The 13,842-nt window shown below is 54.7% G+C and carries 12 protein-coding genes and 1 tRNA gene; 4 read left to right on the forward strand and 9 right to left on the reverse strand.

The annotated features are described in order from the left end of the window. Positions 1–111 precede the first annotated feature (111 nt). Both Y5S_RS00260 and Y5S_RS00265 read left to right on the forward strand, forming a co-directional pair. Positions 112–1,623 carry a 4-hydroxyphenylacetate 3-hydroxylase family protein gene (locus Y5S_RS00260; RefSeq protein WP_052041257.1) on the forward strand — a complete coding sequence of 504 codons (1,512 nt, stop codon included), beginning with the start codon at positions 112–114 and terminating at the stop codon, positions 1,621–1,623. Positions 1,624–1,678: 55 nt separating this feature from the next. Continuing rightward, positions 1,679–1,754: transfer RNA gene (locus Y5S_RS00265), tRNA-Thr, on the forward strand. A 418-nt stretch (positions 1,755–2,172) separates the two neighbouring features. On the opposite strand, the gene Y5S_RS00270 is transcribed toward Y5S_RS00265, so the two are convergent. Next, complete coding sequence (locus Y5S_RS00270) at positions 2,173–3,240, reverse strand: transporter (RefSeq protein ID WP_035229223.1); 1,068 nt, start codon at positions 3,238–3,240, stop codon at positions 2,173–2,175. Between the two features lie 279 nt (positions 3,241–3,519). After that, positions 3,520–4,554 carry an AraC family transcriptional regulator gene (locus Y5S_RS00275; protein ID WP_035229224.1) on the reverse strand — a complete coding sequence of 345 codons (1,035 nt, stop codon included), beginning with the start codon at positions 4,552–4,554 and terminating at the stop codon, positions 3,520–3,522. 150 nt (positions 4,555–4,704) lie between these two features. Here Y5S_RS00275 and Y5S_RS00280 point away from each other — a divergent pair, with 150 nt between their 5' ends. Then, complete coding sequence (locus tag Y5S_RS00280) at positions 4,705–5,139, forward strand: SRPBCC family protein (RefSeq protein WP_035229226.1); 435 nt, start codon at positions 4,705–4,707, stop codon at positions 5,137–5,139. 137 nt (positions 5,140–5,276) lie between these two features. Continuing rightward, positions 5,277–7,931 (forward strand): efflux RND transporter permease subunit, encoded by a 2,655-nt coding sequence (locus tag Y5S_RS00285; RefSeq protein ID WP_035229229.1) that lies wholly within the window; start codon positions 5,277–5,279, stop codon positions 7,929–7,931. A 405-nt stretch (positions 7,932–8,336) separates the two neighbouring features. On the opposite strand, the gene Y5S_RS00290 is transcribed toward Y5S_RS00285, so the two are convergent. The 7 genes from Y5S_RS00290 to Y5S_RS00320 form a co-directional block, all read right to left on the reverse strand. Then, a complete protein-coding gene (locus Y5S_RS00290; protein ID WP_035229231.1) occupies positions 8,337–8,573 on the reverse strand; it encodes a hypothetical protein in 237 nt (78 codons plus the stop codon). Between the two features lie 145 nt (positions 8,574–8,718). Beyond that, positions 8,719–8,889, reverse strand: a complete 171-nt coding sequence (locus Y5S_RS00295; RefSeq protein WP_331280417.1) for a DUF2164 domain-containing protein — start codon at positions 8,887–8,889, stop codon at positions 8,719–8,721. Further along, on the reverse strand, positions 8,886–9,812 hold the full coding sequence (locus tag Y5S_RS00300) for an alpha/beta hydrolase (RefSeq protein ID WP_052041259.1): 927 nt from the start codon (positions 9,810–9,812) through the stop codon (positions 8,886–8,888). The genes Y5S_RS00295 and Y5S_RS00300 overlap by 4 nt, the downstream gene beginning before the upstream one ends. Before the next feature lie 173 nt (positions 9,813–9,985). Beyond that, a complete protein-coding gene (locus Y5S_RS00305; protein ID WP_035229233.1) occupies positions 9,986–10,774 on the reverse strand; it encodes a DUF2071 domain-containing protein in 789 nt (262 codons plus the stop codon). 133 nt (positions 10,775–10,907) lie between these two features. Next, positions 10,908–11,345, reverse strand: coding sequence for a hypothetical protein (locus Y5S_RS00310; RefSeq protein WP_035229234.1), 438 nt, complete (start codon positions 11,343–11,345; stop codon positions 10,908–10,910). Positions 11,346–11,504: 159 nt separating this feature from the next. After that, positions 11,505–12,062: an outer membrane beta-barrel protein gene (locus tag Y5S_RS00315; RefSeq protein ID WP_197055062.1), complete on the reverse strand. Its 558-nt coding sequence runs from the start codon at positions 12,060–12,062 to the stop codon at positions 11,505–11,507. A 237-nt stretch (positions 12,063–12,299) separates the two neighbouring features. Beyond that, positions 12,300–13,808: a fumarate hydratase gene (locus tag Y5S_RS00320; RefSeq protein WP_035229239.1), complete on the reverse strand. Its 1,509-nt coding sequence runs from the start codon at positions 13,806–13,808 to the stop codon at positions 12,300–12,302. Positions 13,809–13,842: the final 34 nt, after the last annotated feature.

Here is a 13,842-nt window from a genome sequence, read left to right on the forward strand (position 1 = left end):
GTCATTGCACGCTGTTACACCGTGTATACCATCGATGACATACCCAAGTTATGTCATGTGGCGTTGCTTGCCTGACGCTGCCGGATATCCACCAAGAACACTGGAGGCCCCATGAACGCTGCGACCCCTGCCCCGTCACGTGAAGAATCCGCTCAGGATCGATGGGCGCGCATTCCCGTCATCAAGACCGGCGAAGATTACCTGGCCAGCCTGCGCAACCGCGGCACCCGCCTCTTCCTGTTTGGTGAATTGATCGACGAACCTGCTGATCACCCGATGATCAAACCCAGCATCAACGCCCTGCGTGCCAGCTACGATCTGGCCATCGAAGATCCAGACCTTGCCACCGCTTGGTCACCGCTGATTGAGCAACAGGTCAACCGCTTCCTGCACATCGTGGAATCCCCTGCCGATCTGGTAATGAAGAACAAGATGCAGCGCCGCATGGGCCAGATCACCGGCACCTGTTTCCAGCGCTGTACCGGCCTGGACACCATCAGTGTGCTGCACTCGGTGACGTACGAAATCGACGAAAAGCACGGTACCCAGTACCACCAGCGCTACCTGGATTTCCTCAAGGAAGCTCAGCGCAAGAACATCCTGATTGCCGCCGGCATGACCGATCCGAAAGGAGATCGCAGCAAGCGCCCATCCGAACAGGCCGACCCGGACATGTTCATGCGCGTGACTCGCCGTACCGACAAAGGCATCTATGTGAAAGGCGTCAAGGCCCACATGACCGGCGGCTGGAACCAGCACTGGATCTGCGTACTCCCGACCATGAACCTGGGTGAAGCCGACAAGGATTATGCCGTGGTCGGCATGATTCCCGGTGACGCCGAAGGCATCACCTACATCTACGGCCGCCAGAGTTGCGACACCCGCTCCATGGAAGGCGGCGAGATCGACCAGGGCAACGCCCAGTACGGCGGCCAGGAAGTGCTGGTCTACTTCGACGACGTCTTCATTCCCCACGAGCATGTATTCATGGACGGCGAATACGAATTCGCCCAGGAACTGGTGACCCGTTTCACCGCCTACCACCGCGCCAGCTACGTGTGCAAAACCGGTTTGGGCGACGTCATGGTGGGCGCAGCTGCCTCCATCGCCGAATACAACGGCCTGGAGAAAGTCAGCCACATCCGCGACAAGCTGGTGGAAATGACCCACCTGAACGAGACCATCTACTCCTCCGGTATCGCCAGCTCCCACGAAGCAAAGAAAATGCCCAGTGGCATCTACATGAACGACACCATGCTGGCCAACGTGTGCAAGCACAACGTGACTCGCTTCCCCTATGAGATTTCCCGTCTCGCCCAGGATCTGGCCGGCGGCATCATGGTCACCATGCCCAGTGAGCAAGACCTGGAAAACAAAGAAGCCGGCGAAATCATCCGCCGTTTCCTCAAGGGCCGCGAAGACATTCCCACCGAGGATCGCATGCGCATCCTTCGACTCATCGAGAACATGACCCTGGGCCGCAACGCCGTGGGTTACCTCACCGAGTCCATGCATGGTGCCGGCAGCCCCCAGGCCCAGCGCATCCAGATCTTGCGTGGCATGGAGGTAGAGACCAAGAAGTGGCATGCCCGCAAACTGGCCGGCATCAAGCAGGAAGGCTGATTCCTGCTTGCCTGCACGGGGCGTCCTGCTAGAATAGCGCCGCCCCCCGAGGCACGCCGGTTTAGCTCAGTTGGTAGAGCAGCGCATTCGTAATGCGAAGGTCGTAGGTTCGACTCCTATATCCGGCACCACTTCCAAAAAAGCCGCGCCCGAAAAGGCGCGGCTTTTTTTGTGGGAGCGGCGGTTCCACCGCGATGTGCCGAACCAGGGTTGAAGCGCCGCATCGCGGTCGAACGCCCACTCCCACAGGGACGGGAGTTTTCTGCCGCAGCATGCCGCTCTTGTGGGAGCGACGGTTCCGTCGCGATGTGCCGAGCCAGAATTGAAACCCCGCATCGCGGTCGAACGCCCACCGCCCCTGCCGGCCGTAGGAGCGTCGCTCGCGGCGCGATAACCGCACTGCCTTTAAAAGATGGATTACCACAGAGATCACAGAGTGCACTGAGATAAAACAACGGATTTTCTCTGTGAACTCTGTGATCTCTGTGGTGAAAAAGGTCTTGATCCTGGTCTGGTTATCGCACCGCGAGCGGCGTGCCTGCAGCAGGATCACTTTCCCCCGAAGGCTTTCTGCCAGCCCACAGTAAAACTGTAGTCAGTTTCCATCTGAATACCGTGCAGTGATTCCTGCACCGGAGCCTTGTATTCAAACGCCAGACGGTGGCCTTCCAGGGCGCCGTTCTTGCCCAGCAGGTTCAGACCGACACCGATATCAAGACGCTGGCCGCCCTTGGCATCAGGGTCCGCCCCCGGATTCATCTGCGGGGAGATGGTGAGATCCTTTGCCTCACCATGAATGTCCGACCACCAGCTCTTGTAGGCAGCAACGGATACAGAAGCCCAGGGAGCCAACGGCTTGGCAGCCCAGGCGGTCAGGTACTTTCGCGACCCCAGCTTGTAGCCCTGATCATTCTCGTCCAGCGCGATCTTCGCGCTGGCCTGGGCACCCCAGCTCCAACTGTCAAACTGCTTGTTCAGGGTAATACCCGGGCGCGCTTCATAACTGCCAGAACCCAGCTGCATCCCATAAGGCAGCTGAACATCCTGCTGCTGCATAGGGATATAGTCTTCTTCCTCGATGGACCCGGTCGGCAGTCCCAGCACCAGATTCAGATGCAGGCGATAACCACCCTGATCGTAGAATTTGTACAAGCCCCCCAGGCTCACATCGCCGATACCAGAGGTTTCTGTCTCCACCTCACTTTCGGTGGTATTCATCATCATGGTCATACGGGACTTGGCCGTCATCTCACGGGTCGCATAGGGCAGCATGGCGACAAGGGTGAGATTGTCCGTAGGCGCATACATGCCGCCCAGCATGTGCATATCCATGGTCATTTCATAGGGCAGCACCTTCATGTTCATCATGCCCATACCCGGAATCTCGGCAAACGCTTCCTCGGTGCTCAACGAATCACTGCCCGATTTTGCCCCGCTCATGCTCATGCCCATGTAGCGGTAGGAAAGCATCCACTCGCCCTTGCCATGGGTATGGTCACCCATCACGGAAATCGGCGCGTGGCTGTCTGCACGGCCACCATCATAGTGGGCATGAGACAAAGCAGGCAGGCTAACCAAGCCCAGTGAAGCGACAACAGGAAGAACACGCAGAAACATAACAAAAGTCCGGTAGTGAGCGACGGACGCAAGACTACCGGCCAGAACAGAAATGCCAATGCGGCAAAGTGTCGCACCTCACCCCGAAACCTGAAAGCGTGCTTACCACTGAGGGAGCGTGCCTGCACGCGAATACCCCAACCTTTCGTCTGCAAGCAGACTCCCACAACAAGCCCAAAACACGAGAGAAGGCCTGCCACAGAGACCACGGAGGCCATGGGGATAATCACGGGTTATCTCTGTGTGCTCTGTGACCTCTGTGGTAAATAACGCCTTTGATTATAGAGAGCCACCGCCATTGCGGCGCCGATATTCCCCCGGCGCACACCCCTGCCAGCGCTTGAAGGCATGATAAAAATTGGCGGTATCGGAGAAGCCCAATTGCTGGGCCAGCACGCTCATATCACAGTGGCTGCCCACCAACGCCTGGCAGGCATAGCGGTGCTTCACCTGATCGCGCAGCGCGGCAAACCGGGTGCCTTCCTCCTGAAGACGACGCTGCAAGGTTCTTGGGCTCATGGCCAGAGAAGCAGCAACCCCATCAATCGTGATGTCGTCATTGCCCAGCAGATCCTGCATACGCAGCAACACCTGCCCCGCCAGGCCGCCACCGGCTCGGAACAAGCCGCTCATGACCTGATCCGCGGAACGCTTCAGCCTTTCATGATATTTCGGGAAAGCCCGTGGCAAGGCGGTCTTGAGCAACGAGCGGGGGAACACAATGGCATTATGCGGCGCCGAAAAATGCAACGGACATTGGAAAAACGTCTCATAACGAGCCAGTTCGCTTTCCGGTGGGCGGCAATGCAGGAACTCAACCTCCTTCAAGGGCATCTCACTGGCCAGCAGGGAGCGACCAATCGCCACCATGGTCGCCACCACCAGATCATTATGGATACGGGTACCAGTAACCCGTAGCTCCCCGGAACCACTCTCTACTGCCAGCCGCGCCAGCTCGCCCTCTTCGGTAAGAGTAAAGTCCAGATAGGGAACCAACAGATCCTTATAACGAAACAGCACCGCAAGCCCGGCCTCCAGCGTCTGGGCCGTTGCCATCAGATTGCCCAGCAAATCCAGATTGCCATAATGGTTATCCGCCCCGACCCGCAAGCCAAACAACGGGTCACCACTCTCCATAAAGGCGGTATAGAGCAGCTCATCCAGCTGCGTGAGGCTGATGAAGCGGTCACTGCGCCCCACGATGTCCACATCGATGCCCAAACGCTCAAACAGCGCCGGAATGTCCAGCTGGCTCCGCAGTGATACTTCCAGTAAGCCAGGCAGAATAGAGGCCGGCAGCAATGTTGTGGTCATTGGTTTCCCTCGCAGCTCCATCAAGCTAGAAAATCGTCATGCCATGGTCAACTGGCTGATCACAATTGGCCTGTTATGCCGCCACCTCCCCCGGTAAGCTATGGCCTTTCCTCAAGATCACAACAACAGACCTCAACAACAGGAACGCCCATGCTGAAACACTATCTGGTCGATGAAGTGACCGACACTCTCGCCCCCCGCAAACAGGCTTTCAAGCTGTTCGCCGAAGCCAGCAACTGGCAGAGCTGGTGTTCCGTGGTGCGCCATGCCCGTCTGCTGAATGGCGACTGGCGTCCGGGAGCCTTCCTGTTGTTTGTTGTGGATCTCCCAGGCCTGCCGCCGGCACCGGTGATCGTTCGCGTTTACGAATACAAGGAAAATGAACGTATCACCTGGGGTATCGACCTGCCGGTAGGACGCATCTTCCATCGCTTTACCTTCCTGGATGACGACGACGGCAATTGCCGTGTGCATCAGGAAGAATGGACCGAAGGGTTGTTGACCCCGTTGGTCGGCTGGCCGGTCGGCAAGCTCATTCACCGCTTCGACACCCGGTTTGCCGCAGAATACGCGGCCATGTTCTGATCGCACCTGGGGAGCCTCTGAACAGCTCCTTGCATGCTCAGCCTTTCAGGCTGGCTTGCCCTTTCGGCCAAGCTAATGAGGGGCGCAAGGCGTTATTCAGAGGCTCCCTGGACCTCTCAACAACAACGGATTGATCCATGACACATCGGCTGTTTAACGCCTACTGCCGGGCAGTGCTCGCCCACCCGATCTTCTGGCTGGTAATACTGGCCTTGGTGTGCACCTTCGCCGGCTGGCAGGCTCGCCATTTCCAGATCGATGCTTCAACCGATTCGCTGGTACTGGAAAACGACTCGGATCTGGAATACTACCGCAAGGTCTCCCGGCAGTACGGCGGCAGCGATTTTCTGGTCATCACCTACACCCCAACCGATACGCCATTGTTCCAGCGCCAGACCCTTGAGCACCTGCAAGCGCTGCAGCAAGACCTCAAGGCCGTCAGCCGGGTGAAATCCGTTTACAGCATGCTGGACGTACCACTGCTGTTCAGCCCCAAAGTCGAATTCAGCGAACTGGCCAATAATTACCGCACGCTGACCGATAGCGACGTGGACCTGCAGCTAGCACAGCAGGAATTCACCAACGTCAATCCGCTCTACGAAGACCTGCTGGTCAGTGATGATGCAGGCACCACCGCATTGCTGGTGACATTCGAGCGCGATCAAAAGTACTTTGACCTGCTTTACGCCCGCAACGACCTTCGCGAGCAACAACGCAAGGACGAACTGGACGCAGACGGCCTGCTACAGCTGGAACAGGCCAATCAGGCATTTAGCCAGTACAACAGTGAACGCCAGACCAGAACCGCTGACGAAATCCAGCAGGTCCGCGACGTCATGGACAAATACCGGGATCAGGCCGACCTGTTCCTGGGCGGTATGCCCATGATCACCACCGACGTGGTCAGCTTCATTCGTGCAGACCTGAAGGTCTTTGGGGTCGGCGTGTTGCTGTTCCTCATCCTCGCCTTGTTCGTGATTTTCCGTCGCCCCCGCTGGGTCGTCGTGCCCTTGGTATGCTGCGCCATCACCGTGACTGCGGTGACTGGCTGGCTGGGCTTCATGGACTGGAAAGTATCTGTCATCAGCAGCAATTACATCTCCCTGCTGCTGATCATCACCATGTCTATCACCATCCACCTCACTGTACGCTTCCGGGAATTGCATGAAGAAAACCCGGAGGCCAGCCAACGCTGGCTGATCAAGGAAACCGCCGCCCACATGATGCGGCCCAGCATCTACATGATCCTCACCACCATGGTCGGCTTCTCCTCCCTGGTGATCAGCGGCATCCGCCCGGTGATCGATTTTGGCTGGATGATGACCCTGGGGCTGGGCATTGCGCTGCTGGTCTGCTTCCTGGCCTTCCCGGCCTTGCTGGCCCCTCTGTCACCCGGCAAACCCCGGGTAGGCAAAGACATTAGCCGCCAGCTTACGCTGGCCTTTGCCAACTTCACCGAACGCCACCGCCCTACTCTGTTGCTGGTGGCAATGGTGGTCGTCGGTGGCTCCCTGTGGGGCATCAGCAAACTCACCGTAGAAAACCGCTTCATCGACTATTTCCAGGAAGACACCGAAATCTACAAGGGCATGGTGCAGATCGACCGCAAACTGGGCGGCACCACCCCACTGGACATCATCATCGATGCACCAAAGCTTGAAGCCCCCGTGCTGACAACGGATCAACCCAGTGAAGGCTGGGATGGAGAATCTCTCGACGGCGCCGTGAGCGACCCCTTTGCTGATGACGGCGGAGATCCTTTCGCCAGTTCAGATCCCTTCGAAAGCGAGGATCCTTTTGCCGACAGTGATCCCTTCGCGGACGCAGCCCCAGTAGAAGATCCCTTTGCCGAAGACGGTGGAGATCCTTTTGCGGATACCTCTTCTCAAGCCCAGTCACTCAAGGATGCCTACTGGTTCACCCCTGCCCGCCTCGCCAAACTGGTCGAAATTCAGAACTACGTCGAGAGCCTGCCGGAAACCGGCAAGGTCCTGTCACTGGCCACCACCTATGAAGTGGCAGAGAAACTCAATGACGGCCCACTGGAGTACATCCAGCTGATGCTGCTGGCCAAATTCATCCCCGAGGATCTGCACAAACAACTGGTCAAGCCGTACCTGTCTGACGATGGCAATCAGGTTCGTATCAGCGTGCGCGTGATCGATTCCGACAAAAACCTGAATCGCAACGAGCTGCTGGCCAAGATCCGCCATGACCTGCAAAACAACTTCGGACTGGAACCGGAGCAAGTGCGCCTTACTGGCGCCATGGTGCTCTACAACAACATGCTGCAGAGCCTGTTCGATTCCCAGATCAAGACCCTCGGCTACGTCTTCGCTGCTATCCTGTTCATGTTGCTGATACTGTTCCGCAGCCTGCCCGTGGCCTTGATCAGCATGGTACCCAGCCTGGTCTCCGCCGCGCTGGTACTCGGCCTCATGGGCTGGATTGGCCTGCCGCTGGACCTGATGACCATCACCATCACCGCCATCAGTATAGGCATCGCCGTGGATGACACCATCCACTACATCCACCGCTTCCATGAAGAGCTGCCCAACGACAATGACTACGTCGCCACCATGAAGCGCTGCCACGGCTCCATTGGCAAAGCGATGTACTACACTTCGCTCACCATCATCGCCGGCTTCTCCATCCTGGCCCTGTCCAGCTTCAACCCCACGGTGTACTTCGGCCTGCTTACCGGCCTCGCCATGCTGGTAGCCCTGCTCAGCAACCTTACCCTGCTGCCAGCCCTGCTGATCACCGTCAAACCGAAGCTGAGGGCGGGATAACCTTACCGCAACCCGCCGCCGCAGGGGCTTGCCTGCAAGCGATCCTGCGGTTGGTCACTGGCAAGGGCGAGTTTCGAGTTTCGAGTTTCGAAGATCAAAACCGGAAGGTGCCCTAGGGGGGGTTGGGGTTTGCCTTTCGCAACTCGAAACTCACAACTCGAAACTGCCCTCATTTGACCACTGACCAAATGAACAGTATATTGATCGTCCGGGTAGCCCACAGGCCTTCATTACTGTGACCCCAGGAAAGCCTGATGATTGATCTCCGCGCCCCAGGGACGGGGCCGGGCTCCCCGGACTTATTCACACAGCCTCCCTGCAAACGATCATTGCGGGTGCCTGCGGGCAAACGGCCACAAAAAAGCCGCTCAAAAGAGCGGCTTTTTGCGCAGCGCCAAGTCAGCATCAAATGCCATGCTGCTCCTGCAAGCTCTGCACCCGAACCTGCATATCGTCAGTCAACTCAGCATCGGTCAAGCGGTCGATGATATTGCGCAGCACCCGCTTCTCGTTATCATCAATCTCCCCATCCCGCATGGCGATCTCCACCAGCGAGTCGAGCTCATTCACATCCAGCTTCCCATCATCAGAGAAACAGTTGATCGAGCGGAATGTCATTTCCAGATAATCACGGCTTTCCATTCTTTATTTTCCTTTTGATTGGTGAATCAATACAAACCCCAAAGACCTCACAACAAGTCTTAATGAACCCTATCCTTCCGGCTTTTCCAACTCTTGCATCACATACCCCACTTCCTCCATCTTCTCGGTGAGCACCTGCTGGGCATCAAACAGCCCCCCGATTGTAGAAGTAAGGTCCGATTTCTTTGGCAAAGAAATCGATCAGAAACTCCGCCTCAAAGCCACCAATCTCCTGCTGGAGCTCGTCTTCGAAGTAGGTCTTGATCTTGGCGACCATCCGGTCTTTCTGGTCTTGAGTGAAGGTAATGTCAGTCATAGCCGAGATAGCCACAGTTTGATGTCCTCAATCACTTGCTCTACCCCGCTAGTCCCATCCGGCTTTTCAAATGAATGATCCAGCTCCTCATATACCCTGAATGTAATGTTCGGCTTGTCTCCGGAGAGTATTTTCGCCTGCTCAACCGCCAGTTCCACAGAAACATTCTTATCCATTCCCGCTTGAACCAACAAAACCGGCGTATCGATTTGCGAAAGCAGAGCCGTCTGGTCGATCTCAAACATACTCCTCCACCAACGATAACCATGCCCACTTACATTCATGGCAAACGGTTCTCTATTGAGAATATGGTTATAAAAGCCGAGAAAACCCTTTGAGGATTCATGATATTCCTCGTCTGAAAGCGCTTGGGAGGCGATGCTGTGCAAAACATCATCAATAAATCGGCGACCACCGCCATTGATTGAGACGGTAGCGTCAATATAGTCCAGCTCCACTGTGAGGTGATTAGCGACCACTGCCCCCTCACTTCCTCCAAGTAGCACCGTTTGCTTGTATTCTCTATCTTTCCTTAATTCCCCAATGACTTGCGTATAGTCCATCACCCGTTGCTCAGGGGAATCATTCTCAATATACGCATCAGGGCAATCACGTCTTTCAGGGTCATCACTCCACTCTAGCCCCGAGTCAATCCCATACTTTTCAACAGTGAGCACATCCGCCCCTGGCAGCACTAGTGAAAACTCATTATTGATTCGGTCATTGCGATAAACGCTATTGCAATCCGAACCCTGAATCAGCACCAGAAGCACATCACCGGGAGGCTCGGCGTCAGACAAGTAAAAATGTATCTCGGTCCCGTCCGATCTTTTGATCGTACTTTGCTCTGCAGCCTGTAAGACGCCGAAAGCAGTCATGGAAAGTAGAGATAGCGTAAAAGCAGGTAGATATTTCGTTTTCACAGTGCCTCAGGGCTCGCTCTATGTATTGGGTCGACATTAATTCTGATTACTTCTACTCGTGGGTTCCAACACTGTAAACCCTGTAGTTGTCGCACCGAAGAGTACGAAACCGTCTTGAATTCAAGAGATCAATACCCCGGAAAACTTTACCTCAGGAGTAAAGCTCCTCCTCTTCACCGGATAACGGCTGGAGGGAGGTAGATAGTAAATTCATTGATCGGTTCTATCAGAACACTATAAGGGGACTTTTGCTCTGACTCCTGAACGATGCCGAGGTTCGACAAAAGCTTAAAATTGGCAGATTTCAGTTTTGCGGGCTTCACTTGCAACGCTTTGTGCCAAACACGATATGTGCCAAGTCTGTTGTCCCTTCGGAAGTAAAACCCGGCCAGAGGATGTGTAAGATAAACCAAGGCTGACTCGACATCCGGGAAGCCGGGAAACTCAAGTTCGTCGAACTCCGATTGAACCAATTCCACCGAGGCTTCTGCCCATGAGGAAGAGGTTTCCATTGTGTACTTTTCGTACAGGCCTGTTGTTTTATTCAAATGACAATCAAATCGTACTTTTCCCGCATGCCAGGGCAAATTCCACAAGAGCCTCGGCACTAACAATGTCCACGAATCAAGGGTTGTGCCAAGAAACCACACACAACGCTCTCCCGTCTCGGTATCGATAATATAAATACGGTAATTCGTTTGCCCCATTGTAAACTTCGGGAATGGGAAAACGGCAGAAGTAAAATCCACATCAATGAACGGAACCACAGACACGAGTCCCATTCGCTGCCCGGCAACCTCAACCGTATCCAGCTGAAAGCGTTCAGGGAAGAGCCCTTCAAATCGCTCCTCAGGCACTGCATAAGTGATGATTGCAAAATGCTTCAAACCACAGAGCACATCAATACCCTTGGGCTTGGGTCTCGGGGTTAGATAGTCTTCCAGTTTGCGAGTTTCTTGCACTTAATGGCCTTATTAGCTAATACACAGGGAAGGAGACGAACAATGGCTCAGGTCTTGTCTCCTACCTCAACTCCAAAGCCAAGACTATTTTTTCTTTAACGCGCACAGGGCAAGACCTGACCCTATGACACCGTTATGCATCACCCCCACAGGAAGGGCCATCTATAACAAACTCTGTAATTTTCACAGCATTGTTTCCAGAGTAGACATACCTAAACGCAACACCTTTAGAAAAGGCAGACTGTATATTTTTGTCAGCGCATAAGGATTGCTTCATCACAGGCAGATATACAGACTTTACATCCTTATCAAGATACTCATCTGACGTGCCAGATATTATAGTATTGGAAAAAACGACTTCTGATCCTTTACTTTTTACACTATCCAATCTCAGCTCATCGTTAATCATATTCGGAACTCTCCCCACTGACTCATTGGCAATAGCCTCAGCAATCTCCTTTGCAGAAAATGTACCAACTCCCTGCTCGCTTTTATTTATTACACCCACCCCTTTAAATGCGCCATAGACAATAGCCGACAACGCAAAAATAACCAAAAACCCCTTAACCATGTCTCCCCCTAATGATTGAATTAGAAAAACCAAACAATAGTCCCCCTAAACCCTTCATCATATTTTCATTGAGAACCTAAAGACATGAAAAAAGACAAGATATGGTTCGGGTTTTCTAAAAAATACGCTTTCAATGCAAAGCCTATTTATTTTCAGCCGTCAAAAGTAATAACGCCCGCCAACAGAAATATTATCGATATCTATATCGACTTCATCTCCCGCCTCATATTTGGTGAATTCCAAGGAAATCTTGGCATTCTTCCCGGCAGCAAACTGCGCTCCAAGCCCATAAAAGACGCTATTGCCGTCCTCACTCTCTGATGCCTCAAGGCTGAAGTCCGGTTCGGAATATTTAAAGCTGTATTCCGCATCCCAGAGCCAGACACCTAATCGACCATAAAACTCGAATCGTTCGTTAAGTGGGGCAATGCCCATGATGCTCAACGTTGGGCCATCAATTTCTGCGCTGTCTTCATAACGGTAGGAAAATGACTCTTGTGAATACTCAGCTTCTCCAGTTGAGTAATAAGAGAATTCAAAAGCGAGATTTTCATTTGCCTGATAACCGGCAAGAAAGGAGTAGCTGGTAGCATCCTCGTAACCATCAACATCAAGGTCCGCCTTACCTAACGTTGCCCCAATAAAGCCTCCCTCCGCAAAGCAAGTTGCAGAACACATCGAGGCCAACACGGCGACTACGCGCATACTTCTTTTCATTTTTCCCCCAGTTTCTTGAGGCCGAACCAGCCTCTTCATATCCAAAACAAACAAGTATTCTAGACAAAATTCTGAATAAGCGATGTAAGCCATATCCTACAAAATCGACTTGTCTTGGGTTCCCTGCGCACTACCAGGCTCTAGATCGATCCAGTACGAAGGGGCAGCTACCCCTCAATCGCCCACAAAAAAGCCGCGCAATGCGCGGCTTTTTTGGATTGAGCGTTGTAGTACGTACTACGCGCTCTTTTCGGCGATTTTCTGTTTCCAGATAACCGGGCCGGTTTTGTGTACGGATTCGCCCAGGGAGTCCACGGCCACGGTGACGGGCATGTCTTCCACTTCGAATTCGTAGATGGCTTCCATTCCCAGATCTTCAAAGGCTGCCACGCGGGATTTGCGAATGGCTTTGGAGACCAGGTAGGCGGCGCCGCCTACGGCCATGAGGTACACGGCCTTGTTGTCCTTGATCGCTTCGATGGCGGTGTCGCCACGTTCGGCTTTACCGACCATGCCGATCAGACCGGTTTCTTCCAGCATGGTGCGGGTGAACTTGTCCATGCGGGTGGCGGTGGTCGGGCCGGCCGGGCCTACCACTTCTTCGCGAACCGGATCCACCGGACCCACGTAGTAGATAAAGCGGTTGGTGAAGTCCACTGGCAGTTTTTCGCCCTTGGAGATCATGTCCACCATGCGCTTGTGGGCGGCATCACGACCGGTGAGCAACTTGCCGGACAGCAGCAAGGTATCACCGGGCTGCCAGGTCTGGACTTCTTCCGGGGTAATGGTGTCCAGATTGACGCGCTTGGCACCTTCATCGTTGCCCCAGGCAATGTCTGGCCACTCTTCCAGATCCGGTGCTTTCAGATCCGCAGGGCCGGTTCCATCAAGGATAAAGTGCGCGTGACGGGTGGCTGCACAGTTGGGAATCAACGCTACCGGCTTGTTGGCGGCGTGGGTGGGGTAATCCACCACTTTCACGTCCAGCACAGTAGTCAGGCCACCCAGACCCTGTGCACCTACACCCAGGGCGTTCACTTTCTCGAACAGCTCCAGACGCAGTTCTTCGGAACGGGTCTGGGCACCACGGGCCTGCAGCTCGTGAATGTCGATGGGGTCCATGAGGGATTCTTTGGCGATCATCATGGCCTTTTCGGCGGTACCGCCAATACCGATGCCCAGCATGCCCGGCGGGCACCAGCCGGCGCCCATTTTCGGAATCTGTTCCAGCACCCAGTCCACCACGGAATCTGACGGGTTGAGCATAGCGAACTTGGATTTGGCTTCGGAGCCACCGCCTTTCGCCGCCACGTCGATTTCCAGGGTATCGCCGGGCACGATGGAGTAGTTGATCACCGCAGGGGTGTTGTCCTTGGTGTTGGCGCGCTTGCCATCCGGGTCCGCCAGCACCGAGGCCCGCAGCACATTGTCCGGGTGGTTGTAGGCGCGACGCACACCTTCGTTGATCATGTCATCCAGGCTCATGTCACCTTCAAAGGTGACATTCATGCCCACTTTGGCAAACACGGTGACGATACCGGTGTCCTGACAGATCGGGCGGTGCCCCATGGCGGCCATGCGGGAGTTGATCAGGATCTGCGCCATGGCGTCTTTGGCTGCCTTGCTTTCTTCCTTCTCATAGGCCTCTTTCACCGCACGGATGAAATCGACCGGGTGATAGTAGGAAATGTACTGCAAGGCATCTGCCACGCTCTGGATCAGGTCATCCTGGCGAATCACCGTCATGGGGAACTCCTGCTGGGACTGAATTTGGGGGCGG

It is taken from the genome of Alcanivorax nanhaiticus, from assembly GCF_000756665.1.
Classification (GTDB): domain Bacteria; phylum Pseudomonadota; class Gammaproteobacteria; order Pseudomonadales; family Alcanivoracaceae; genus Alcanivorax; species Alcanivorax nanhaiticus.